The 23,801-nt window shown below is 64.3% G+C and carries 23 protein-coding genes; 22 read left to right on the top strand and 1 reads right to left on the bottom strand.

The window, feature by feature from the left end; all coding sequences use genetic code 11:
* Window position 1: 1 nt before the first annotated feature.
* The 16 genes from IVA91_RS03160 to mmsB all read left to right on the top strand — a co-directional run bounded on the left by IVA91_RS03160 (window position 2) and on the right by mmsB (window position 16,958).
* Window positions 2-757, top strand: a complete 756-nt coding sequence (locus tag IVA91_RS03160; RefSeq protein ID WP_247278235.1) for an ABC transporter ATP-binding protein — start codon at window positions 2-4, stop codon at window positions 755-757.
* On the top strand, window positions 754-1,467 hold the full coding sequence (locus IVA91_RS03155; RefSeq protein WP_247278234.1) for an ABC transporter ATP-binding protein: 714 nt from the start codon (window positions 754-756) through the stop codon (window positions 1,465-1,467). The genes IVA91_RS03160 and IVA91_RS03155 overlap by 4 nt, the downstream gene beginning before the upstream one ends.
* Before the next feature lie 166 nt (window positions 1,468-1,633).
* Complete coding sequence (locus IVA91_RS03150; protein ID WP_091892324.1) at window positions 1,634-1,852, top strand: hypothetical protein; 219 nt, start codon at window positions 1,634-1,636, stop codon at window positions 1,850-1,852.
* A 132-nt stretch (window positions 1,853-1,984) separates the two neighbouring features.
* A complete protein-coding gene (locus tag IVA91_RS03145) occupies window positions 1,985-3,043 on the top strand; it encodes a putative sulfate exporter family transporter (RefSeq protein ID WP_247278233.1) in 1,059 nt (352 codons plus the stop codon).
* A gap of 109 nt (window positions 3,044-3,152) precedes the next feature.
* Window positions 3,153-4,325 (top strand): fumarylacetoacetate hydrolase family protein, encoded by a 1,173-nt coding sequence (locus IVA91_RS03140; protein ID WP_247278232.1) that lies wholly within the window; start codon window positions 3,153-3,155, stop codon window positions 4,323-4,325.
* Window positions 4,326-4,690: 365 nt separating this feature from the next.
* The gene (ytfQ, locus tag IVA91_RS03135; protein WP_247278231.1) at window positions 4,691-5,656 is read left to right on the top strand and encodes a galactofuranose ABC transporter, galactofuranose-binding protein YtfQ; all 966 of its coding nucleotides are present in this window, start codon (window positions 4,691-4,693) and stop codon (window positions 5,654-5,656) included.
* A 116-nt stretch (window positions 5,657-5,772) separates the two neighbouring features.
* A complete protein-coding gene (locus IVA91_RS03130) occupies window positions 5,773-7,317 on the top strand; it encodes a sugar ABC transporter ATP-binding protein (protein ID WP_247278230.1) in 1,545 nt (514 codons plus the stop codon).
* Window positions 7,314-8,306, top strand: coding sequence for an ABC transporter permease (locus IVA91_RS03125; protein ID WP_247278229.1), 993 nt, complete (start codon window positions 7,314-7,316; stop codon window positions 8,304-8,306). Before IVA91_RS03130 ends, IVA91_RS03125 begins: the two co-directional genes overlap by 4 nt.
* Window positions 8,303-9,283, top strand: coding sequence for a galactofuranose ABC transporter, permease protein YjfF (gene yjfF / locus IVA91_RS03120; RefSeq protein ID WP_247278228.1), 981 nt, complete (start codon window positions 8,303-8,305; stop codon window positions 9,281-9,283). The genes IVA91_RS03125 and yjfF overlap by 4 nt, the downstream gene beginning before the upstream one ends.
* A complete protein-coding gene (locus IVA91_RS03115) occupies window positions 9,280-10,056 on the top strand; it encodes a FadR/GntR family transcriptional regulator (RefSeq protein WP_247278227.1) in 777 nt (258 codons plus the stop codon). Before yjfF ends, IVA91_RS03115 begins: the two co-directional genes overlap by 4 nt.
* Window positions 10,053-10,979 (top strand): Gfo/Idh/MocA family oxidoreductase, encoded by a 927-nt coding sequence (locus IVA91_RS03110; protein ID WP_247278226.1) that lies wholly within the window; start codon window positions 10,053-10,055, stop codon window positions 10,977-10,979. Before IVA91_RS03115 ends, IVA91_RS03110 begins: the two co-directional genes overlap by 4 nt.
* Window positions 10,980-10,981: 2 nt before the next feature.
* On the top strand, window positions 10,982-12,058 hold the full coding sequence (locus IVA91_RS03105; RefSeq protein ID WP_247458331.1) for an aldose epimerase family protein: 1,077 nt from the start codon (window positions 10,982-10,984) through the stop codon (window positions 12,056-12,058).
* The gene (locus tag IVA91_RS03100) at window positions 12,058-12,936 is read left to right on the top strand and encodes an SMP-30/gluconolactonase/LRE family protein (protein WP_247278273.1); all 879 of its coding nucleotides are present in this window, start codon (window positions 12,058-12,060) and stop codon (window positions 12,934-12,936) included. Before IVA91_RS03105 ends, IVA91_RS03100 begins: the two co-directional genes overlap by 1 nt.
* A gap of 68 nt (window positions 12,937-13,004) precedes the next feature.
* On the top strand, window positions 13,005-14,075 hold the full coding sequence (gene chvE, locus IVA91_RS03095; protein ID WP_247278224.1) for a multiple monosaccharide ABC transporter substrate-binding protein: 1,071 nt from the start codon (window positions 13,005-13,007) through the stop codon (window positions 14,073-14,075).
* A 118-nt stretch (window positions 14,076-14,193) separates the two neighbouring features.
* Window positions 14,194-15,771, top strand: a complete 1,578-nt coding sequence (gene mmsA, locus IVA91_RS03090) for a multiple monosaccharide ABC transporter ATP-binding protein (protein ID WP_247278223.1) — start codon at window positions 14,194-14,196, stop codon at window positions 15,769-15,771.
* Window positions 15,768-16,958, top strand: coding sequence for a multiple monosaccharide ABC transporter permease (mmsB, locus tag IVA91_RS03085; RefSeq protein ID WP_247278222.1), 1,191 nt, complete (start codon window positions 15,768-15,770; stop codon window positions 16,956-16,958). The genes mmsA and mmsB overlap by 4 nt, the downstream gene beginning before the upstream one ends.
* A 70-nt stretch (window positions 16,959-17,028) precedes the next feature.
* On the opposite strand, the gene IVA91_RS03080 is transcribed toward mmsB, so the two are convergent.
* On the bottom strand, window positions 17,029-17,454 hold the full coding sequence (locus IVA91_RS03080; protein ID WP_247278221.1) for a cupin domain-containing protein: 426 nt from the start codon (window positions 17,452-17,454) through the stop codon (window positions 17,029-17,031).
* A 269-nt stretch (window positions 17,455-17,723) separates the two neighbouring features.
* Between IVA91_RS03080 and IVA91_RS03075 the strand changes: the two genes are divergently transcribed.
* The 6 genes from IVA91_RS03075 to IVA91_RS03050 all read left to right on the top strand — a co-directional run bounded on the left by IVA91_RS03075 (window position 17,724) and on the right by IVA91_RS03050 (window position 23,776).
* On the top strand, window positions 17,724-18,389 hold the full coding sequence (locus IVA91_RS03075) for an HAD family hydrolase (RefSeq protein ID WP_247278220.1): 666 nt from the start codon (window positions 17,724-17,726) through the stop codon (window positions 18,387-18,389).
* Window positions 18,390-18,397: 8 nt separating this feature from the next.
* Window positions 18,398-19,348: a sugar-binding domain-containing protein gene (locus IVA91_RS03070; RefSeq protein WP_247278219.1), complete on the top strand. Its 951-nt coding sequence runs from the start codon at window positions 18,398-18,400 to the stop codon at window positions 19,346-19,348.
* Window positions 19,349-19,702: 354 nt separating this feature from the next.
* A complete protein-coding gene (locus tag IVA91_RS03065) occupies window positions 19,703-20,956 on the top strand; it encodes a sugar ABC transporter substrate-binding protein (RefSeq protein ID WP_247278272.1) in 1,254 nt (417 codons plus the stop codon).
* 92 nt (window positions 20,957-21,048) lie between these two features.
* Window positions 21,049-21,921 carry a sugar ABC transporter permease gene (locus IVA91_RS03060; RefSeq protein WP_247278218.1) on the top strand — a complete coding sequence of 291 codons (873 nt, stop codon included), beginning with the start codon at window positions 21,049-21,051 and terminating at the stop codon, window positions 21,919-21,921.
* Between the two features lies 1 nt (window position 21,922).
* On the top strand, window positions 21,923-22,753 hold the full coding sequence (locus IVA91_RS03055) for a carbohydrate ABC transporter permease (protein ID WP_247278217.1): 831 nt from the start codon (window positions 21,923-21,925) through the stop codon (window positions 22,751-22,753).
* A 15-nt stretch (window positions 22,754-22,768) separates the two neighbouring features.
* Window positions 22,769-23,776, top strand: coding sequence for an ABC transporter ATP-binding protein (locus tag IVA91_RS03050; protein WP_247278216.1), 1,008 nt, complete (start codon window positions 22,769-22,771; stop codon window positions 23,774-23,776).
* The last annotated feature ends 25 nt before the right edge of the window (window positions 23,777-23,801 follow it).

Raw genomic sequence — 23,801 nt, 5'->3', positions numbered from 1 at the left:
AATGCTCGAGATCTGCAACCTCGCAAAATCGTTCGGCGGCGTGAAGGCGACCAACGACGTCTCGCTCGACTTTCCGGACGGCTCGCTGACCGCGGTAATCGGCCCGAACGGCGCCGGCAAGAGCACCTTCTTCAACCTGATCACCGGCGCCTTGAGGCCGGATTCCGGCCAGGTGCTGCTCGACGGCGTCGATCTCGCCGGCCGCTCGCCACCGGAGATCGTGCGCCACGGTATCGGCCGCGCCTTCCAGGTTGCCAGCATCTTCAAATCGCTCACGGTGCAGGAGACCATGCTTGCCGCCGTCAGTGCCGACCAGCGCACCTCGGCGGTGCTGCACAAGCGCTTTCCGCTGCCGGAGATGCGCGACCGTGCTGAGCATGTGATGGAGCTGCTGGGCCTCGCCGGCAAACGCCATCGCACCGCCGCGACGCTCTCGCACGGCGATCAGAAGCTGCTCGACATCGCGCTCGCGCTGGTGCTCGATCCAAAGGTGCTGCTGCTGGACGAGCCAACCGCCGGGATGGGCCCGGAGGAGCGCTGGCGCATGATCGACAAGGTGCGTGAGCTCTGGGAGACGCAGAAAATTACGGTCGTCTTCATCGAGCACGACATGGACATCGTGTTCAAGATCGCGCCAAAAATCGTCGTGCTTTGCTACGGCCGCATCCTGGCCACCGGCACGCCCGACGAGATCCGGAGCAACAGCGCGGTGATCGAGGCCTATCTGGGCACCGAGCATGCGGGAGCTGCGGCATGAACGCAGCCGTCATCGAAGTCGCCGATCTCGACGTCTATTACGGCACCAGCCAGATCCTGTTCGGCGTCAACCTGTCGGTGCGGCAAGGCGAGACCATGGCGCTCTTGGGCCGCAATGGCGCCGGCAAATCGACGACTATGAAGGCGATCATGGGGCTGGCGCCGCCGCGGAGGGGCAGGGTCAACCTGCGCGGCGCGGTGATCTCGGGCCTGAAGCCGCACACCATCGCGCGCGCCGGCCTCGGCTTCGTGCCGGAGGACCGCCAGATCTTTCCGGAGCACACGGTCGAGGACAATCTCGTCATCGGGAGGAAGAAGGGACCGCAGGGCCAGGACGAGTGGCCGATCAAACGCATCTACGAGGTCTTTCCGCTTCTGGAGCCGCTGCGCAATCGCATCGCCGGACGTCTCTCGGGCGGCGAGCAGCAGATGCTCGCGATCGCGCGCACGCTGATGGGCAATCCCGCGCTCCTGCTGCTCGACGAGCCGAGCGAGGGCCTCGCGCCGATCATCGTGCAGCGGATCGGTGAATTGTTGCGGCAGCTCCGTTCGCTCGGATCGACGGTGCTGATCGCCGAGCAGAACATGCATTTCTGCCTGGGGCTGGCGAGCCACGCCACGATCATCGACAAGGGCCAGATCGTCTATGCCGCCGGAATCGACGAGCTGAAGGCCAATGAGGCGATCCGGCGCAGGTATCTGGCCCTGTAGGCCGGACCGCCAGTGTCTCAATAGGCCGAAGAAGAAAACTATTGTGCCGGGGTTATCGAACGGAAGGAGTTTTTCCTCCGGAGGGCAAAAACGCCAATCGCTTCCATTGCCGTTTGGGGCCGAAAAGACGACATTCCCATCAGAATTTGATGGGTTGGCCAGAGCCATGGAACGTACCGGATTTGAACCCTTCGGCGAGCAATTGGTGTCCGCGACGGACACCCAGCCGCGGTCGCGTACGTCAAAGCTCCTGCTGCGGGCCGGCACCGGTCTGTTCTGGTCGCTGGTTGCGGGTATCGTGCTTGCCCGCGCTGCCTTCTTCGAGCCCGGCATCTATGACGGCTTCAGCCGCGTCGCTTCGCTGGCCAAGAGCCTGATCTTCTAGGGTCGATTATTTCGGGCTGAGGATAGAATATTCCGGGCTGAGGATAGAACTTCCCTCGGGCCTGATATGTCGAAAGCTTATTCCCCAACGGAAGCGCGCTGCGTATAAATCTTTCTCCTCTGGGAGAGATTTGTGTCGCAGAATCAAGCATCCAGCCCGGCCGATGCCAAACCGGCCACCGCCGCGAGCCGTATTGCGGCACTGATTCCCGGCATTCTCCTCTGCGTTCTAGTCGCCGGTGTCTCGGCCCTGCTCGAGCGGGCGGAACTCGGCGTCTTCGAGCATCCTTATGTCGAGGCGCTGGTGATGGCGATCCTGCTCGGGATGGCCTTGCGCAGCTTCTGGAAGCCCGCGCCGCGTTGGCAGGCCGGCATCGCCTTCAGCGCCAAACAGCTCCTCGAAGTCGCGGTCATGCTGTTGGGGGCCTCCATCAGTTTCGCCGCCATTGCCGCCTCGGGCATCGCGCTGCTCGCGTCAATCGCGGCCGTCGTCGTGATCGCGCTCTGCGTCTCCTTCGGGCTCAGCCGCATGCTCGGACTGTCGACACGGCTGTCGATCCTGATCGCCTGCGGCAACTCGATCTGCGGCAATTCGGCGATTGCGGCTGTGGCGCCGATCATCGGTGCCAACAACGACGAGATCGCATCCTCCATCTCCTTCACTGCCATCCTGGGCGTGATGATGGTGCTGGGCCTGCCGCTGTTGATTCCGCTTCTGCAATTATCGGCCACTCAATATGGCATTCTCGCCGGCCTGACCGTTTATGCGGTCCCGCAGGTGCTGGCGGCGACGGTGCCGGCCGGACTCGTCTCCACGCAAATCGGCACGCTCGTGAAATTGATGCGCGTATTGATGCTTGGGCCGGTCGTCGTCGGCCTCTCGCTGGTTGCCTCGCGCTGGCATAGCGATGCCAAGAAGACCAATGTCGGCTTCTTTCGGCTTGTGCCGTGGTTCATCCTCGGCTTCCTCGCGCTGGCGACCCTGCGCTCCCTGGAGATCGTGCCGGCCACGGTGGTCGGACCGGTGACGAAGATCACCGCCTTTCTCACCGTGGTCTCCATGGCGGCCCTCGGCCTCGGCGTCGACGTGCGCGTGTTGGCGAATGTCGGGGGCAGGGTGACAGCAGCCGTGACGCTGTCGCTGATGCTGTTGCTTGGCATCAGCATTGCACTGGTGCATTGGTTCAAGTGACAGCGCGTGCCGCCTCTCTGGACATCCCGCGCCAGACGTTTATTGGTCTTCGCTAATGTGACCGGCCAGCGTTCAACGCGGCCGATCCGAAAACAGCGAGGACGCGGCCATGACGACATTGACGGTTAAAGACCTTCTCCCCGAGGACGGTACGCGGGGAACGCTGGCCGGCCGCGTCTGGCTCCCGCAGGTGAATGGCCCCGCCGTCGTCGCTATACGTGATGACGGCGTCTTCGATGTTACCGCAGAGTTTCCCACCATCAGTACGCTTTGCGAAGCGGACGATCCAGCCAACGCGCTTAGGGCGGCCAAGGGTGAGAGGATCGGCGATCTCGAGGCGATCGTCACCAATACGCCGCCGGACCAGCGCGATCCTCAAAAACCGTGGCTGCTTGCCCCCGTCGACCTCCAGACTCTGAAAGCCGCCGGCGTCACCTTTGCGATCTCGATGCTGGAGCGCGTGATCGAGGAGCGCGCCAAGGGCAATCCGGCTTCGGCCGAAGCGATCCGCAAAGAAGTGACGCGCCTGATCGGCGATGATCTTTCGAAGCTCAAGCCCGGCTCCGACCAGGCGATGCATCTGAAGCAGGTGCTGATCGACCAGAACGCCTGGAGCCAGTATCTCGAGGTCGGCATCGGTCCTGATGCCGAGGTCTTCACCAAGGCGCCGACATTGTCGTCGGTCGGCACCGGCATGGATGCGGGCCTGCATCCGAAATCGACCTGGAACAACCCCGAGCCGGAGCTTGTGCTGTTCGTCTCGAGCCGCGGCAAAATCGTCGGCGGCGCGCTCGGTAACGACGTGAACCTGCGTGACTTCGAGGGCCGCTCGGCGCTGCTATTGTCGAAGGCCAAGGACAACAACGCCTCCTGCGCGATCGGCCCGCTGCTGCGCCTGTTCGACGATACGTTCTCGCTCGACGATGCGCGCAAGCTGGACATAAGTCTGAACGTCAAGGGACAGGACGGTTTCGTCCTCAACGGCCATTCCTCGATCAGCAAGATCAGCCGCGATCCGACAGATCTCGTCGAACAGACCATCGGCAAGGTGCATCAATATCCAGATGGTTTCGTGCTGTTCCTCGGCACGATGTTCGCTCCCGTCGAGGACCGGGATGCGCCGGGACAGGGCTTCACCCACAAGCGCGATGACATCGTCACGATCGCCGCGCCCCAGCTCGGCAAGCTCGTCAACCGCATGCGCACCAGCGACGAGTGCGAGCCGTGGACGTTTGGAATCGGTGCGCTGATGAAGAACCTGGCGCAGCGGAAGCTGATTTAGCGTCCCTGCGTTTTCAATTTCGCATAAGCGAATTTGCAGAAGGTCGTCATGCCCGGGCTTGTCCCGGGCATCCACGTCCTTTGTCCCGCTGGGTCAGGCGTGGATGGTCCGCACCAGCCCGGCGGCGGCAGCCGAGCCGTATAATTTCCTTCATCTTCCCGTTGTATCGCCGGAACAAAATCCCGCTGAGCGTGTCGTCTGCGCGAAGCCCGCATCCCTCCTCCTTTCACCTCAATAGTAAAATAATATGACTATACGGCGCTGGGTTTCCGTGAAATAGTGCCTGTCGCCGGCTCGAAGGCTGGCCTGCGGGTGCCATGCTACCAATCGGCGCCCCCAAATAAACATCTTAGGAGACACGCCTGATGACCCTCAAAGCCCTCTTTGCGGCCAGCGCCACGACCGCGTTGCTGCTCGCCCTGCCGGCGAATGCCGCCGAGCTCACCATCGGCTTCTCGCAGATCGGGTCGGAATCCGGCTGGCGCGCGGCCGAGACCTCGGTCTCCAAGCAGGAAGCCGCCAAGCGAAAGGTCAATCTCAAGATCGCCGACGCGCAGCAGAAGCAGGAGAACCAGATCAAGGCGATCCGCTCCTTCATCGCGCAGAATGTCGATGCGATCTTCCTTGCGCCTGTCGTCTCGACGGGCTGGGATTCGGTGTTGAAGGAAGCCAAGGAGGCCAAGATCCCGGTCGTGCTGCTCGACCGTGACATCGATCCCTCGGGCAAGGATCTTTATCTCACCGCTGTCACCTCCGACAGCGTGCACGAAGGCGAGGTGGCCGGCGACTGGCTGGCCAAGACTGTGGGGACGAAAGCCTGCAACATCGTCGAATTGCAGGGCACGGTCGGCGCGAGCGTCGCCGCCAACCGCAAGAAGGGTTTCGACACCGCCATCGCCAAGCATGCGAACCTGAAGGTGGTGCGCAGCCAGACCGGCGACTTCACCCGCGCCAAGGGCAAGGAGGTGATGGAGAGCTTCATCAAGGCCGAAGGCGGCGGCAAGTCGATCTGCGCGGTCTACGCGCATAATGATGACATGATGGTCGGCGCGATCCAGGCGATGAAGGAAGCCGGGCTCAAGCCCGGCAAGGAGATCCTCACCGTCTCCATCGATGCGGTCCCCGACATCTTCAAGGCGATGGCCGCCGGCGAGGCCAATGCGACTGTCGAGCTGACGCCGAACATGGCCGGCCCCGCGCTCGATGCGATTGCGGCGTTCAAGGACAAGGGCACGGTTCCGCCGAAGTGGATCCAGACCGAATCCAAGCTCTATACCGCCGCCGACGATCCGCAGAAGATCTACGACAGCAAGAAGGGCCTCGGTTACTGAGGCGGATGCCGGTCGGACCGCGTCTTGCGGTCCGACCGCGCCCTTCGAATCTGCTGCGCGAACGAATAGGCTGGGTGACCGCATTGTTAGCGGGCATTGCCGGGAGTGACGTTGTCATGGAAAACAGCCCCGATCCTGCTCCGGCCCTTGTGGAGGTGCGCGGGATCAGCAAAAGCTTCGGTGCTGTGCGAGCGTTGCAGGAGGTCGACTTCACGCTTCGCGCCGGCGAGATCCATGCGCTGCTCGGCGAGAACGGCGCCGGCAAATCCACGCTGATCAAGGCGGTGACCGGCGTGTTCCCGCGCGATACCGGCATCGTCAGGCTCGGCGGTGAAGAGGTCGCGCCGCGCTCGGCCAAGGCGGCGCTTCAGGCCGGCATCGCCACCGTCTACCAGGAAGTCAACCTGCTGCCGAACCTCTCGGTGGCGCAAAATCTGTTTCTCGACCGCCAGCCGATGCGTTTCGGCATTGTCCGCGAGGGCGAGATGCGTCGCCGCGCCAACGCCTTGCTGGCGGACTTTGGCCTCGACATCGATGTCGCCGCGCCGCTCGGCAGCTATTCTGTCGCCGTGCAACACGTCACCGCGATCGCGCGGGCCGTCGATCTCTCCGCGCGCGTGCTGATCCTGGACGAGCCGACCGCGAGCCTGGACCGCCACGAGGTCGACATCCTTTTCGGCATCATGCGCCAGCTCGCCAAACGTGGCATCGGTATCGTCTTTGTCAGCCACTTCCTGGACCAGGTCTACGAGATTTCTGACCGCGTCACCGTCTTGCGCAACGGTCGCCTGGTCGGCGAGCGCGAAACCGCTTCGCTGCCGCGGCTGGAATTGATCCGGATGATGCTCGGCCGCGAGCTGGCCGAGACCACCAGCGCGCGGGCGTCTGCCACTGAGCACAGAGCGCGCGAGATCTGCGCGAGCTTCGAGAATTACGGCAAAGCCGGCTACGTCGCGCCGTTCAATCTCGAGCTGCGCCATGGTGAGGTCGTTGGTCTCGCCGGCCTGCTCGGCTCGGGCCGGACCGAGACGGCGCGGCTGGTGTTCGGTGCCGAACGCGCCGATCGCGGCCAGGCGAAGGTGGAGGGCGCACCGGTGCGGCTCCAGTCGCCGCGCGACGGTGTCCGCCACGGCTTTGGCTATTGCCCGGAGGAGCGCAAGACCGACGGTATCGTCGCCGAGCTCAGCGTGCGCGAGAACATCGTGCTCGCGCTCCAGGCCAAGCGCGGGCTGCATCGGCCGCTGTCGCGCCGCGAGCAGGACGAGATCGCACGTCGTTACGTCAAGATGCTCGACATCCGCCCGGCAGATGCCGAACGCCCGGTCGGCCTGCTCTCCGGCGGCAATCAGCAGAAAGTGCTGCTGGCGCGCTGGCTTGCGACCTCGCCGCGCCTGCTGGTGCTGGACGAGCCGACCCGCGGCATCGATGTCGGCGCGCATGCCGAGATCATCCGCCTGATCCGTGAACTCTGCGACGACGGGCTGGCACTGCTCGTGATCTCCTCTGAGCTCGATGAGATCGTGACCTATTCCGACCGCGTCGTGGTGCTGCGCGACCGCGCCCATGTCGAGGAGCTCGCGGGCGAGGCGATCGACGTCGGCAACATTCTCGCGGCCATCGCCGCCGATGGCGCCGCGATCGCGCATGAGGGGCGGGCATGACAGCGCTGTTGCCGCGCCGCGGCCTTGCCCAGATCCTCGCGTTGATTGTTATCCTGGCGGTCGATCGCGTGGTGTCGCCGCAATTCTTCGACCTGCGTCTTCAGGACGGCCGGCTGTTCGGCAGCCTGATCGACGTGCTCAACCGCGGCACGCCGGTGGCGCTGCTCTCGCTCGGTATGGTGCTGGTGATCGCCACGCGCGGCATCGATTTGTCGGTTGGCGCGGTCATGGCGATCTCGGGCGCGATTGCGGCGAGCCTCGCCGACAGCCATGGTCTGCCCATCGTGCTGGGGGCTGCGCTTGGTGCCGGACTCGTCTGCGGCCTCTGGAACGGCTTCCTCGTCGCCGTGCTCGGCATGCAGCCGATCGTGGCGACGCTGATCCTGATGGTGGCGGGCCGCGGCATCGCCCAGCTGATTACCGAGGGGCGCATCGTAACTTTCTCCTCGCCCGATTTGGTGTGGCTCGGCAATGGCGCTGTGCTCGGCCTGCCGGTGCCGGTCGCGATCGCCTTGGGCATGCTGATCCTCACCGGCGCGGTGGTGCGCGGCTCGGCGCTGGGGCTGCTGATCGAGGCGACCGGTGGCAATGCGCGGGCGAGCGAGCTCGCCGGCGTCGGCACGCGCGCCATGATATTGTCGGTCTATGTCTGGTGCGGCGTCTGTGCCGCGCTCGCCGGCGTGATTGCAGCCGCTGATATCATGGGTGCGGATGCCAACAATGCCGGCCTCTGGCTCGAGCTCGACGCCATCCTCGCGGTCGTGATCGGCGGCACCTCGCTGTTCGGCGGCCGCTTCAGCCTGGTACTGGCCGTGTTGGGTGCGCTGATCATCCAAACCATGAACACCGGCATCTTATTGTCCGGCTATCCGCCGGAGTTCAATTTGCTGGTCAAGGCGGTGGTGGTGCTCGCGGTGCTCTTGCTGCAATCGCCGAAATTCGCCGGCATTGCCGGGACAGCCGCGCGACTGCGGAGGTCCAAAGCATGAAAGGCCTGCCGCCCGTCCTCATCACCGCCATCGTGCTGGTCGCCGGCTTTGCGCTCTGCGCGATGCAATTCCCCAACATTGCCTCAACCCGCGTGGTCGGCAATCTCCTCACCGACAACGCCTTTCTCGGCATCGTCGCGACCGGCATGACCTTCGTCATCATCTCCGGCGGCATCGATCTTTCGGTCGGCTCGGTGATCGGTTTCACGACCGTGTTCGTGGCGCTGGCTATCGAGCGCTGGGGCGTGCCGCCGCTGGTCGCTTTCACCGCCATCCTCCTGCTTTCGGCAGGGTTCGGGGCTGCAATGGGTGCCGTGATCCATGTCTTCGACCTGCCGCCCTTCATCGTCACGCTCGCCGGCATGTTCCTCGCGCGCGGTGCGAGCTTCCTGCTCTCGACGGAATCGGTGCCGATCACAGCGCCGGTCTACTCGACCGTGTCGGACTTCGCGCTGCGGATGCCCGGCGGCGGACGGCTGACGGCCATCGCGATCATCATGCTGGTGATCGTGATCGGCGGCGCCCTGCTGCTGCATCTCACCCGGTTCGGCGCCAATGTCTATGCGCTCGGCGGCAGCCGGGCCACCGCGAGCCTGATGGGCGTTGCGGTCGGCAAGATGACGGTGAAGATCTACATGCTGTCGAGCCTGCTCGCTGGCATCGCCGGCATTGTCTTCTCCTTCTACACCAGCGCCGGCTATTCGCTCTCCGCGGTCGGCGTCGAGCTGGATACCATCGCGGCCGTCGTGATCGGCGGCACGCTGCTCACGGGCGGCCAGGGATCGGTGATCGGCACCTTCCTCGGCGTGCTGATCCAGGGCTTGATTCAGACCTACATCAATTTCGACGGCACGCTGTCGAGCTGGTGGACCAAGATCGCGACCGGCATTCTGCTGTTCGCCTTCATCGCCTTGCAGCAGGGACTGGTCGCGCTGGCACGACGGCCGGTGAGGAAGAGTGCAGGAGCAACCTCATGACCTCGCGCATCGTCGTCATCCCGACGCGGCGGGCCCACTCCAATCATGCGGAGGTGGCCCGCTCGATCGGCGTCGATATCATCGCTGGCCGCTATGCGGAGGGGACGCGGCTGCCCGGTGACGCCGAGATGATCGCGATGTTCGGCGTGTCGCGGCCGGTCCTGCGCGAGAGCGTCAAGACGCTGGTAGCCAAGGGGCTGCTCACCACCAAGGCGCGCGTCGGCACCGTCGTGCGCGAGCGCGGCGCCTGGAACATGTTCGACGCCGACGTGCTGGCCTGGCATCTGGACGCCGGCATCGACAAGCGCTTCCTCAACGACCTCGCCGAGATCCGTCTCGCCGTCGAGCCGCGCGCCGCCGTTCTCGCAGCTATGCACCGGTCCGAAGACGACGTCGCTGAGCTCCGTCGCTGCATGGATCGCATGCGGCTTGAAGCGTCGGACTCCGTCGGCTTTGCCGATGCCGACCTCGCGCTCCATGTTGGGGTGGCGCGCGCCTCCGGCAATCTGTTCATGCGCTCGATCGGGCATGTCATCGAGGCAGCGCTGCGCGCCTCGTTCCTGCTGAGCGCCCCGGTCGCGCCGGAGGACCGCGACACCGTGCTGCTCTGGCATCAAAAGATCGTCGATGCCATTGCGGCAGGCGATGCTGACGGCGCCTCGGAGGCGATGGTCTACGTCATTCACAACGGCATGAGCCGGCACGAACACACTGTGATCGAGGCCGCGCCGGCGGATCCGCTGCCATCTGCGAATACTGGAGAGCAAGCGTGACCGAACTTCGCATCGCCATTGTTGGCTTCGGCAAGATCGCGCGCGACCAGCACCTCGATGCAATCGCCGCGACACCGGATGCGACGCTCGCGGCTGTCGCCAGCCGCAACGCCTCGCTACCGGGGCTGCCGCATTTCGCCACCATCGAGGAATTGCTGGAGAAGGGGCCGCCGATCGACGCAGTGTCGCTCTGCACGCCGCCGCAGGTGCGCCGCGCCCAGGCGGCCGCGGCGCTCGCCGCCGGCAAGCATGTCATGCTGGAGAAGCCGCCCGGCACCGGCGTCGCCGAGCTCGATCCGCTGATCGCGATGGCAGCGGAGGCGAAGCGGACGTTGTTTGCAACCTGGCATTCGCGCTACGCGCCGGCCGTCGAGCCGGCGCGGCAATGGCTCGCCGAGCGCCGCATCGCCTCCGTGCACATCAGCTGGAAGGAAGACGTCCGCGTCTGGCATCCCGGGCAGGGCTGGATCTGGGAGCCGGGCGGCCTCGGCGTGTTCGATCCCGGCATCAATGCGCTGTCGATCCTGACCAAAATCCTCCCGCAACCCGTGTTCGTCACCGCGGCCGAGTTGGCCTTTCCGGCCAACTGCCAGGCACCGATCGCGGCGAACCTGACGCTGACCGATATCGACGGCCTGGCCGTCAGTGCCGAATTCGACTTCCGCCAGACCGGGCCGCAGAGCTGGGATATCCTCGTGGAAACCGATCAGGGCCGGTTGACGCTGTCCGGTGGCGGCAGGCGGATGGCGATCGACGGCAAGACCATTGCCGAGGCGCCCGATGAGGAATATCGGGAGCTGTACCGGCGCTTCGTCAATCTCGCTGCGACCGGCGCGAGCGATGTCGACCTGGCGCCATTGCGTCTCGTCGCCGATGCCTTCCTGCTCGGCAAGCGGTCGATCGTCGAACCATTTGTGGACTGACAATGGCTGGCTCGCGAATCACAAGAGACGTTTTCGGAGCACTGCCGGATGGTCGCGCGGTCGAACGCGTCGTGCTGCGCGGGGAGGGCGGCTTCGAAGCGCGCATCATCACCCACGGCGCGGTGCTCCAGGCGTTGATCGCGCCGGACGCTAAGGGCGGCTATGACGATGTCGTGCTCGGCCACGATGCCTTCGCCGGTTATCTCGCCGAACGAAAGTTCCTCGGCGCCACGGTCGGCCGCTACGCCAACCGCATCGCCAACGGGCAGTTCCCGCTTGACGGCGAGACTGTGCAGCTCGCCGTCAACAACTGCCCTAATGCGCTGCACGGTGGCGTCGATGGCTTCGACCGCAAGCTCTGGGAGATCGCGGAGATCAACGAGAGCGCCGAGCCCGCGGTGACGCTCACCTATGTCAGCCCGCATGGCGAAGAAAATTATCCGGGCCGGCTCGATGTGCGTCTGACCTATCGCATCACCGGTCCGACCGAGCTATCGCTGAGCATGGAGGCCCGCACGGATCGGCCGACGATCGTCAACCTCACCAACCATAGCTTCTTCAATCTGGAGGGTGCGACGTCGGGTACGCCCGTCCTTGATCATGAGCTGACGGTCGCCGCCGAGCATTTTCTTGCGATTGATCCCACCGCCATTCCGCTGCCGGAGCCGCCGCGTCGCGTTGCCGGCACGCCGTTCGACTTCCGCGAAGCACGGCCGGTCGGCGAGCGCATCCGCGAGAGCAATCAGCAATTGCGCAACGGCAGAGGCTACGATCACACGTACTGTCTCGCGCGTGACGGCAAGCTTGCTTTCGCGGCCCGGCTGGAGGCGCCGGACTCGGGGCGCATCATGGAGTTGTTCACCGATCAGCCCGGCCTGCAGGTCTATTCCGGCAATTATCTCGATGGCACGATCTCCGGGAAGGGTGGCAAGCTCGTCCGGCAGTCGGACGCGATGTGCCTGGAGCCGCACATCTGGCCTGACGCGCCGAACCGGCCGGATTTCCCGAGCCCGCGGCTCTCACCTGGCGAGGTCTATCGCCATCACACGCTCTATCGCTTTTCGGTGAGGACGCCATGATGGAAGAGGTGCCGACGTCTGTGCTCTCGGATCACCCTTGCCATCTCGGCGAGGGGCCAACCTATGACGCGACCACCGACACGGCCTGGTGGTTCGACATCCGCGAAGGGCTGCTGTTTGAGGCGCAGCTCGGCGGAGGTGGCGTCCGCGTCCATGCGCTCGGCCGGATGGCGAGTGCGCTCGGCAGGATCGACGCCGAGCGTCAGTTGATCATCGCGGAAGACGGCCTCTACGTCCGCGAGCTCGCTCACGGCACGATGACGCTGCTCTGCCCGCTCGAAGCCCACAATCCGACGACGCGCTCCAATGACGCGCGGGTGCATCAGTCCGGCACGTTCTGGATCGGCACCATGGGCCGCAAGGCGGAGCCGGAGGCGGGCGCGATCTACGCGTTTCATCGCGGCAAGATCTCGCTGCTGTTCCCCCGCATCAGCATTCCCAACTCGATCTGCTTCTCGCCGGACGGCGCTATTGGCTATTTCGCCGACAGCGCGCGGGCCGTGCTCTACGCCGTGCCGCTCAATCCCGGGACCGGCCTGCCGCGCGGCGAGCCGGAGGTGCTGCTGCGCCACACCGGCATCGGCGGCCTCGACGGCTCGGTGTGCGACGCCGACGGGCAGATCTGGAACGCCTGCTGGGGCGCGGGCCGCATCGATGTTTACTCTCCGCAGGGCGAGCGCCTGCGCTCACTCAGCGTGCCGGCAAGGCAGGCGAGTTGCCCGGCTTTCGTCGGCCCCGATCTGTCGCGTCTCCTCGTCACCTCCGCCTGGCAGGACATGGACACGGCGACGCGTGCTGCCGATCCGCAAGCAGGCCACACCTTTCTGCTGAAGGCGTCCGCGCGCGGTCGCGCGGAGCCCGACGTCAAGCTCGCATAGGAGACCCAAAGCAACCGACATCTGTCCTCGAAACGAAAGAACAGTCTGACACCCAAAGGGAGTGAAACATGCTGAAACTGAAGACGACATTCCTCGCGCTCGCGCTGGCCGGCGCTGCCACGATGGCCACAGGCGTCGCCGCCTTTGCTCAGAAGGCGACAGTCGGCATCGCCATGCCGACCAAATCCTCGGCGCGTTGGATCGACGACGGCAACAACATGGTCAAGGTGCTGAAGGAGCGCGGCTACAGCACCGACCTGCAATATGCCGAGGATGACATTCCGAACCAGCTCTCGCAGGTCGAGAACATGGTGACCAAGGGCGCGAAGGCGCTGGTGATCGCCGCGATCGACGGCACCACGCTGTCCGACGTGCTCAAGCAGGCCAAAGCCAAGGGCATCACCGTGATCGCCTATGACCGCCTGATCCGCGGCACGCCGGATGTCGACTACTACGCGACCTTCGACAATTTCCAGGTGGGCGTGCTCCAGGCGCAGTCGATCGAGCAGGGGCTCGGCCTCAAGGAAGGCAAGGGACCCTTCAACATCGAGCTGTTCGGCGGCTCGCCCGACGATAACAACGCCTACTTCTTCTACAACGGCGCCATGAGCGTTCTGAAGCCCTATATCGATAGCGGCAAGCTCGTCGTCGTCTCCGGCCAGATGGGCATGGACAAGGTGGCGACGCTGCGCTGGGATGGCGCCACCGCGCAGGCCCGCATGGACAATCTGCTCAGCGCCTATTACGGCAACAAGAAGATCAATGCCGTGCTGTCGCCCTATGATGGCATCTCGATCGGCATCATCTCCTCGCTGAAGGGCGTCGGGTACGGCAGCGCGGACCAGCCGATGCCCATCATCTCCGGCCAGGACGCCGAGGTGCCCTCGATCAAGGCGATGCTGCGCGGCGACCAGTATTCGACCATCTTCAAGGACACCCGCGACCTCGCCAAGGTGACGGCCGACATGGTCGACGCGGCGCTCGCCGGCAAGCAGGTCACCGTCAATGACACCAAGACCTACGAGAACGGCGTCAAGACGGTGCCGTCCTATCTGCTTAAGCCGGTCGTGGTCTACAAGGACAATTGGGAGAAGGTGCTGGTCGACAGCGGCTACTACAAGAAGTCGCAGTTCCAGTAGGCTTGTCTTGCTCAGTCATTCCGGGGCGATGCGAAGCATCGAACCCGGAATCTCGAGGTTCCGGGTTCGCCCTTTGGGCGCCCCGGAACGACGGTGAACTTTCCAAGGACACTATCCGATGACCGCCATGCTGGAGATGCGCAACGTCAGCAAGAGCTTTGCCGGTGTTCAGGCGCTGCGCGACGTCAATTTCTCGGTTCACGCCGGGCAGATCCACGCGCTCGTGGGCGAGAACGGCGCCGGCAAGTCGACGCTGATGAAAGTGCTGAGCGGGGTCTATCCGCACGGCAGCTACGAGGGCACCATCGTCTTCGAGGGCGAGGAGCGGCGCTTCCGCGACATCAACGATTCCGAGGCGCTTGGCATCATCATCATCCATCAGGAGCTGGCGCTGATTCCGCTGATGTCGATCGCCGAGAACATCTTCCTGTCGCATCCGCCGTCGAAGTTGGGGGTGATCGATCGCGACGAGGTCTACCGGCGCACGCGGGAACTGCTTGCGCAGGTTGGCTTGAAGGAATCGCCGGATACGCTGATCACCGATCTCGGCGTTGGCAAGCAGCAGCTGGTCGAGATCGCGAAGGCGCTGTCCAAACGGGTGCGGATGCTGATCCTGGACGAGCCGACCGCGAGCCTCAATGAGGCCGACAGCGCCGCGCTGCTCGAACGGCTGATGACATTTCGCGAGCAGGGTATCGGCTCGATCCTGATCTCGCACAAGCTGAACGAGGTCGCAAGGGTCGCCGACCACATCACTGTGCTGCGCGACGGCCGCACGGTCGACAGCATCGATTGCCATGCCGAGGCGATCCAGGAGGATCGCATCATCCGCAGCATGGTCAACCGCGATCTTGCCCATCGCTTTCCGGAGCGCAGCGCGAAGATCGGCGAACCCGTGCTCACCGTCGAGAACTGGTCGGTCTATCATCCCGTCCATCCCGAGCGGAAGGTGATCAAGAACGTCAATTTCAGTGTCAAGCGAGGCGAGGTCGTGGGCATCGCCGGCCTGATGGGAGCCGGCCGCACTGAATTCGCCATGAGCCTGTTCGGCCGCTCCTGGGGCACCACCATCAGCGGCAGCCTCCGGCTCGAGGGCAGGGAGATGACGCTGCCGAGCGTCGCGGCCGCGATCGATGCCGGCCTTGCCTATGTCACCGAGGATCGCAAGCAGCTCGGCCTCATCCTCGCCGACGACGTTCGCAAGAACATCACGCTGGCGAGCCTCGACCAGGTCGCGCCCGGCCGTGTGATCGACGACATCGCCGAGCTCAAGGTCGCCAGCGACTACCGCAGCCGGATGCGGATCCGCTGCTCCGACGTCTACCAGGAGACAGGCCAGCTCTCCGGCGGCAATCAGCAGAAAGTGGTGCTGTCGAAATGGCTGATGACCGATCCGAAGGTGCTGATCCTGGACGAACCGACGCGGGGCATCGACGTCGGTGCCAAGTACGAGATTTACTGTATCATCAACGAACTGGCGGAAGCCGGTCGCGGCGTCGTCGTGATCTCCTCGGAAATGCCCGAGCTGCTCGGCATCTGCGATCGCATCTGCGTCATGAACGACGGCGCCTTTGTCGGGGAATTCCAGGGATCCGAGGCGACGCAGGAAAAGATCATGCGCGCCATCATGCGCAATAAGAGAAGCAACGGGAGCGGCGCTCGTGCGGCCGCGGAGATTGGAGGATCGCAGCCATGACCGACAAGACGGTGTCGCTGCCCGAGGAGCGCCGGCACGGCAGCTTCATCAAGAACAACTTGCGCAGCTACGGCATGCTGATCTCGCTGGTCGCGATCATGCTGTTCTTCCAGGTCGTCACTGGCGGCACGCTGCTCCAGCCGCTCAACCTGACCAATCTGGTGCTCCAGAACAGCTACATCGTCATCATGGCGCTGGGCATGCTGCTGGTGATCGTCACCGGCCATATCGACCTTTCGGTCGGCTCGGTCGCGGGCTTCATCGGCGCGGTGGCCGCCGTGCTCATGGTGACCTACAAGATCGACTACACGCTCGCCTTCATTGCCTGCCTCCTGATTGGCGCCGCCATCGGCGCGGCGCAGGGCTATTGGGTGGCCTATTTCAAGATCCCGTCCTTCATCGTCACCTTGGCGGGCATGCTGGTGTTCAAGGGCCTCGCGCTCGCGGTCTTGCAGGGCCAGTCGCTTGGACCGTTCCCGGCGACCTTCCAGAAATTGTCGTCGGGGTTCATTCCTGAACTGCTTCCGGAGGCCGGCACGCTGCATCCGACCTCCATGCTGATCGGTGCGGTGCTCGCGCTCGGCCTGGTCTATGCCAGCGCCAAGGGACGGTCGCGCGAGCAATTGCATGGCATTGAGGTCGAACCTTATGCGTTCTTCCTGGGCAAGAGCGTTCTCTTGGCCTGCGCCGTGCTCTATTTCACCTATCTGATCGCCTCGCATCGCGGCCTGCCGAATGTGCTGGTCATCATGACGGCGTTGATCGCGCTCTACGGCTTCGTGACCCGGCGCACCGTGATCGGCCGGCAGATCTATGCCGTCGGCGGCAACGCCAAGGCGGCGAGCCTGTCGGGCATCAAGACCGAGCGGCTGACCTTCCTCACCTTCGTCAACATGGGCGTGCTCGCCGCGCTCGCCGGCCTCGTCTTCGCCGCGCGCCTCAACACCGCGACCCCGAAGGCCGGCCTCGGCTTCGAGCTCGACGTCATTGCCGCCTGCTTCATCGGCGGCGCCTCAGCCTATGGCGGGGTGGGCCGCGTCGGCGGTGCCGTGGTCGGCGCCATGATCATGGGTGTGATGAACAACGGCATGTCGATCCTCGGCATCGGTATCGACTACCAGCAGGTCATCAAGGGCCTGGTGCTGCTCGGGGCGGTGTGCATCGACGTGTACAATCAGCGGCGGTAAGCTCGCGGCGAAGAACGTAGAGTGGGCAAATGGCGCCAAAGCGCCCATGCCCACCAATTCTCGCGGTCGGTCAGGACTGCAGCACCGGTACCAATCCGTAGCGCAGCATCGTCTCCTTCATCTTTGCCGGATCGGGTGTACCGGCGGTGAGCAGGGCCGCCATTTCCTTGAAGTATTGCGGGCCAAGCACGCCGGGGGTGAGTGTGCACAGGCAGGTCGCCGGCCGGGGTGAACGGTTGGTGAAGCTGTGCACGACGCCGCGCTTGATGAACGCGGTCTCGCCCGGCGCCACGTCGACCTCCGTTCCGTCGATCCGCCAGGTCGAGATGCCGCTGAGTCCATAGATCGTTTCGTCCCAGCGATCGTGATAGTGAGGGATCGGCATGCGCGCGTTCGGTTGGAGGGTCATTTCGAACAGATCGAGGCTGCCGTCGGTGTCGTCCTTGCTCCGCAGAAAGATTAGCTGCAGCGCACCAAGATTGATGATCTCAGGCATGGCAAACTCATTGGGTCGTGTGCGGTCGCGAACCTTACCGCGTTCGGGCAGTGAGCCAAAGCGCTCTGGTGATACCATGATCTGGGTGGCGCAATTGGCGCAATCCTACTTGCCGACGCTGTTCCGCCGCGGCGGCTGCGTATCCTCGGCAACATCAAGCGTTGCCGGCGATCGACCGGCAGGTGGCGCATTGAGGCGCAGACCGCGCCGCGAGGGCTTGCCCCAGCTGAGCTATTGCTCGTCAGTTGGGTATATGATCGAATGGCTGGATGCACCAGGGCCGGCTGAAACCCGATCTGATCATCTTCGACTGCGACGGCGTGCTCGTCGACAGCGAGCTGTTGAGCTGCCGCTGCCTGTCCGAAGTGCTGGCCGAATCCGGCTTCGCGCTCAGTGAGGCGCAGGCGCTCGAACTCTTTCTCGGGCGGAGCACCAAGGCGATCGAGCAGCATTATCACGATCTCGGGCAAACCGTGCCGCACGGCTTCCTGCCGCGATTGAAGTCGCGCGTGCTCGAGACGTTTGCCGCCTCGCTCGAACCGATCCCCGGGGTTGGGGCGGTGCTGTCGGACCTGACGGTGCCGTTCTGCGTGGCCTCGTCGAGCGATATCGACCGCGTATCGCTCTCGCTCGACGTCACCGGCCTCAAGCCGCTGTTCGACGATCGCATCTACACGGCGCAGATGGTCAAGCGCGGCAAACCGGCGCCCGACCTTTTCCTCCACGCGGCCGAGAAGATGCGCATACCGCCCGCGCGCACATTGGTGATAGAGGACAGCGTCAGCGGCGTGCAGGCGGGCAAGGCGGCGGGCATGACTGTCTGGGGATTTGTTGGCGGAGGCCATTACAGCACCCGGGACGGGCAGGCTATATTGTCGGGCGCCGGGGCCGATCGGGTCTTCGAGCGCATGAGCGATTTCTGGAAGGACGTCTGACGCCTGCCATGGCCGCCGAGAATGAGAAATCGAGGCTCGACGACGCCGCGCGCGCCGGCTGGCTCTATTTCATTGCCGGTCATACCCAGGACGAGATCGCAAAGATGCTCCAGGTCTCGCGTGCCTCGGCGCAGCGGCTGGTCTCGCTCTGCCTCGCCGAGCGGCTGATCACGTTTCGGCTCGAGCATCCCATCGCCGCCTGCATGGAACTGGCGGCGCGCCTGAAGCAGCGCTTTGATCTGGTTCATTGCGAGGTGGTGCCGGCCGACCCTGCGGCGCCGCAGGCTACCGCGGGCATCGCCGAGCGTTGCGCCAACCTGCTCGATTCCACGCTGCGCTCGGAGACGCCGGTCATCGTCGCACTCGGCACCGGACGGGCGGTGCGCGCCGCGGTCGAGCGCGTTACGCCGATTGACCGGCCCAATCATCAGATCGTCTCGCTGGTCGGCAACATCTCCGCCGACGGCTCGGCGAGCTTCTACGACACCGTCGGCCGGCTCGCCGACCGCACCGGCGCGCGGCATTATCCGATGCCGTTGCCGTTCCTGATGTCGTCCGAGGACGAGCGCAACAAGATGGTCCGCATCGAGCCGATCGCCAAGGTGAAGGCGGTCGCGGCCAAGGCGGACCTTCGCCTCGTCGGCATCGGCCAGATGGACCAGAAGGCGCAGGTCCATGTCGATGGCTTCGTCACCCGCGATGAATTGTTCGAGATGATGCGGTTAGGTGCCATCGGCGAGATCACCGGCTGGGCCTATGATTCCAACGGTCGCCTGCTCAAATCCGGCACCAACAAGCGCCTGACCAGCATCCCGCCGGAAGTCCCGGCCAAGACCACGACGATCGGCGCCGCGATCGGCGCCGCCAAGGTGCCGGCGATCGCGGCCGCGATGAACGGGCGATTGATCAACGGCCTGATCACGGACGAGGCGACGGCAAGGGCGATCTTGGAGCGGTAGGGCGTTTGCGCTTTCGGCGTGCGCACGAGGCGGGAAGTCTCTCAACCACACCGCTGTCATTGTCCGCGAAGGCGGACGATCCAGCACGCCGCGGCCCCGCTTGGGCCAACCAACCGCACCGAGTACTGGATGCCCCGCTTTCGCGGGGCATGACAGCGTGGGTGCTCCCGCATCGCAGCACTCATAAGTTGCGGGAAGGGCCGCACGCCCTGCTTGACAACTGCGCCTGCTTGCGCTGAACATATGCCCAACGCGTGGGCATGTACTCAAAAGCGCGACTCTAGGGAGGTCTCCGTGAAACACGTCCTCGGCGCCGTCTGCGGCGCGTCTTGCCTGCTGCTGGCCATCCCCGCGATGGCCGAAACGACCCTGACCATCGCCACCGTCAACAATGGCGACATGATCCGCATGCAGGGGCTGACGGGTGAGTTCACCAAGAAGAACCCTGACATCACCGTGAAATGGGTGACGCTAGAGGAGAACGTACTGCGCCAGCGCGTCACCACCGACATCGCCACCAAGGGCGGTCAGTTCGACGTGCTGACCATCGGCACCTATGAGGTGCCGATCTGGGCCAAGAAGGGCTGGCTGGTGCCGTTGGCCAATCTCGGCGCCGATTACGACGTCGCCGACCTGCTGCCGAAGATCAAGGATGCGGTCTCCTCCGACGGCAAGCTTTACGCCGCGCCGTTCTACGGTGAGAGCTCGATGGTGATGTATCGCACCGATCTGGTCGAGAAGGCCGGCCTGAAGATGCCGGAAAAGCCGAGCTGGGATTTCGTGATTGATGCCGCCAAGAAGCTCACCGACAAGAGCGCCGGCGTCTACGGCATCTGCCTGCGCGGCAAGGCCGGCTGGGGCGAGAACATGGCGTTCCTCTCGGCCATGGCTAATTCCTATGGCGCGCGCTGGTTCGACGAGAAGTGGCAGCCGCAGTTCAACACGCCGGAATGGAAGGCGACGCTGACGACCTACGTCAATCTCATGAAGGAGGCCGGTCCTCCCGGCGCGAGCTCCAACGGCTTCAACGAGAACCTGGCGCTGTTCAACGCCGGCAAGTGCGCGATGTGGATCGACGCCACGGTCGCGGCATCTTTCGTCACCAATCCGAAGGAGTCCAAGGTCGCCGACAAGGTCGGCTTCGCGCTCGCGCCCAACACCGGGCTCGGCAAGAACGCCAACTGGTTATGGGCCTGGAATCTCGCGATCCCCGCCGGCTCCAAGAAGACGGAAGCGGCCGAGAAGTTCATCGCCTGGGCCACGAGCAAGGACTACACCAAGCTCGTCGCGTCGAAGGAGGGCTGGGCCAACGTGCCGCCGGGCACGCGGACCTCGCTCTACCAGAACGAGGATTATCTGAAAGTCGCCCCCTTCGCCAAGTTGACGCTGGCCTCGATCGACGCGGCCGATCCGAACAAGCCGACGGTGAAACCAGTGCCATACGTCGGCGTGCAATACGCCGCGATCCCCGAATTCCAGGGCATCGGCACGCAGGTGGGCCAGCAGTTCTCGGCCGCGCTTTCGGGATCAATGACGGTCGACGCCGCGCTAACCGCCGCGCAATCCGCGACCGAGCGCGAGATGAAGCGCGCCGGCTACATCAAGTGAACCCGAGCTCTCCCTCCTGAGCTCAAACTGGCGGCCATCCGCCCATCCCCGGATGGATGGCCGCCTTTCTTCCCCGAAAGGAGAAGTCAGGGATGGCAACCCGGCAGACGCAATTTCTTGCGCGCTCGCTCCTGACGCCAGCGGTTGGGCTGCTGTTCATCTGGATGATCGTCCCGCTCGCGCTGACGATCTATTTCGCGACGCTGCATTACAGTCTGCTCGATCCCGGCTCGGAATCGTTCGTCGGCCTGGAAAATTTTCGCTACTTCCTGACCGATCCCGCCTTCCTTGCCTCGCTCCAGAACACCTTGGTGCTGGTCGGCTCCGTGCTGGCACTCACGATCCTGCTCGGCATTCCTCTGGCGCTGCTGATGGACCAGCCCGTGATCGGCCGCAATTTCGTCCGGCTGATGGTGATCGCGCCGTTCTTTGTGATGCCCACGGTGAGCGCGCTGGTCTGGAAGAATCTGCTGATGCACCCGGTATCGGGACTGTTTGCCTGGCTTGCTTCGCTGTTCGGCCTGACGCCGATCGACTGGTTCAACGATATGCCGCTGTTTGCGGTGATCCTGATCGTGACCTGGCAATGGCTGCCGTTCGCGACGCTGATCCTGCTCACCGCACTGCAATCGCTCGACGAGGAGCAGAAGGAAGCTGCCGAGATGGATGGCGCCAGCGCCGTCTCGACCTTCATCTACATCACCCTGCCGCACCTCGCGCGCCCCATCACGGTAGTGATCCTGATCGAGACCATCTTCCTGCTGACCGTGTTCGCCGAGATCTTCGTCACCACTGGCGGGGGTCCCGGTCTTCAGACCACCAATATCGCCTTCCTGATCTATTCGCAGGCGCTGATCCAGTTCGACGTCGGCAGCGCCTCCGCGGGCGGCCTCGTTGCCGTGGCGATCGCCAACATCGTCGCTTTCTTCCTGGTCCGCATCGTCGGCCGCAATTTGGAGGCCTGACATGGCACGGATGGCGACGACGCGGCGAGTGGCGATATCGACCGCAGCGGCCTGGCTGTTCGGATTTCTGATCTTCTTCCCGATTCTGTGGATGGTGCTGGCGAGCTTCAAGACCGAGCTCGAGGCCTTCGCCATCCCGCCGTCCTTCCTGTTCTTCCACTGGACCACGGAAAACTACGCGACCGTGCAGGAGCGCAGCGACTATTTCCACCACGCCATGAACTCGGTCATCATCGCCGGCGGCTCGACGCTGATTGCGCTTTTGATCGCCATCCCGGCGGCTTGGTCGATGGCATTCTCGCCGACCAAGCGCACCAAGGACATCCTGCTCTGGATGCTCTCGACCAAGATGATGCCGCCGGTCGGCGTGCTGGTGCCGATCTACCTGATCTACAAATCCTTCGGCCTGCTCGATTCCCGCATCGGCCTCGTCTTCATCCTCTGCCTCGGCAATCTGCCGATCGTCATCTGGATGCTGTTCACCTATTTCAAGGAGATCCCGCGCGATATCCTCGAGGCCGCGCGCATGGACGGCGCCACCATCGGCCGCGAACTCGTCTACGTGCTGACGCCGATGGCGATCCCGGGGCTCGCATCGACGCTGCTGCTCAACCTGATCCTCGCCTGGAACGAGGCGTTCTGGACGCTCAACCTGTCGACCTCGAACGCCGCGCCGCTCACCACGTTCATCGCGTCCTATTCGAGCCCGGAAGGGCTGTTCTGGGCAAAGCTGTCGGCGGCCTCCACGCTGGCGATCGCGCCCATTCTCGTCCTCGGTTGGTTCAGCCAGAAGCAGCTCGTGCGCGGGCTCACCTTCGGCGCGGTGAAGTAGAGGGGCTGCCGGATCATGGGTCAGATCACACTTCAGGGCGTGCAGAAATCCTTCGGCCCCGTGCACATCATCAAGGGCGCCGATCTGGACATCGCCGACGGCTCCTTCGTGGTGTTCGTCGGTCCCTCCGGCTGCGGCAAGACCACGCTCTTGCGGCTAATTGCCGGGCTCGAGGACGTCTCCGGCGGCAAGATCCTGATCGACGGCAAGAACGTGGTCGACACGCCGCCCGCCAAGCGCGGGCTCTCAATGGTGTTCCAGTCCTATGCGCTCTATCCGCATATGAGCGTGCGCGGCAATATCGGCTTCGGCCTGAAGATGGCGGGGCTGCCGAAGGAGGAGATCAACCGCAAGGTCGAGGCCGCAGCCGCGACGCTGAATCTCACGCCCTATCTCGACCGCAAGCCGCGCGAGCTCTCCGGCGGCCAGCGCCAGCGCGTCGCGATTGGCCGCGCCATCGTCCGCGAGCCCAAGGCGTTCCTGTTCGACGAGCCGCTCTCGAACCTCGATGCAGCGCTGCGTGTGCAGATGCGCATCGAGGTGACGCGGCTCCAGAAGCAGCTCGGCACCACCGCGATCTACGTCACCCACGATCAGGTCGAGGCCATGACCATGGCCGACAAGATTGTCGTGCTCAACGGCGGCAAGATCGAGCAATATGGCTCACCGCTGGAGCTCTATGAGCGGCCGGCCAATCTCTTTGTCGCCGGCTTCATCGGCTCGCCCAAGATGAATTTCGTAACCGGCGAGCTCGCCAAGCAGCAAGGCGCGGCGACCATTGGCGTGCGTCCCGAGCACCTCAAGATCGAGCGCGACGGCGCCGGCGGCTGGCAAGGAACGATCGCAGTCGCCGAGCATCTCGGCAGCGATACCTTTCTCTACGTCGACGCCGGTTCGCTCGGCATGCTGACGGCGCGCTACATCGGCGAATTGAGCCTGCACGCCGGTGATCGCGTGTCGCTGGTGCCGGACCCCGCGCGCATCCACCGCTTCGACGATGGCGGCAAGGCGCTTCGAAGCTAACAAGAAACGGCAAGAAAACGGGAAG

This window comes from Bradyrhizobium sp. 153, assembly GCF_023073835.1.
GTDB lineage: Bacteria > Pseudomonadota > Alphaproteobacteria > Rhizobiales > Xanthobacteraceae > Bradyrhizobium.
This window is presented reverse-complemented; position numbering and strand designations above follow the sequence as displayed.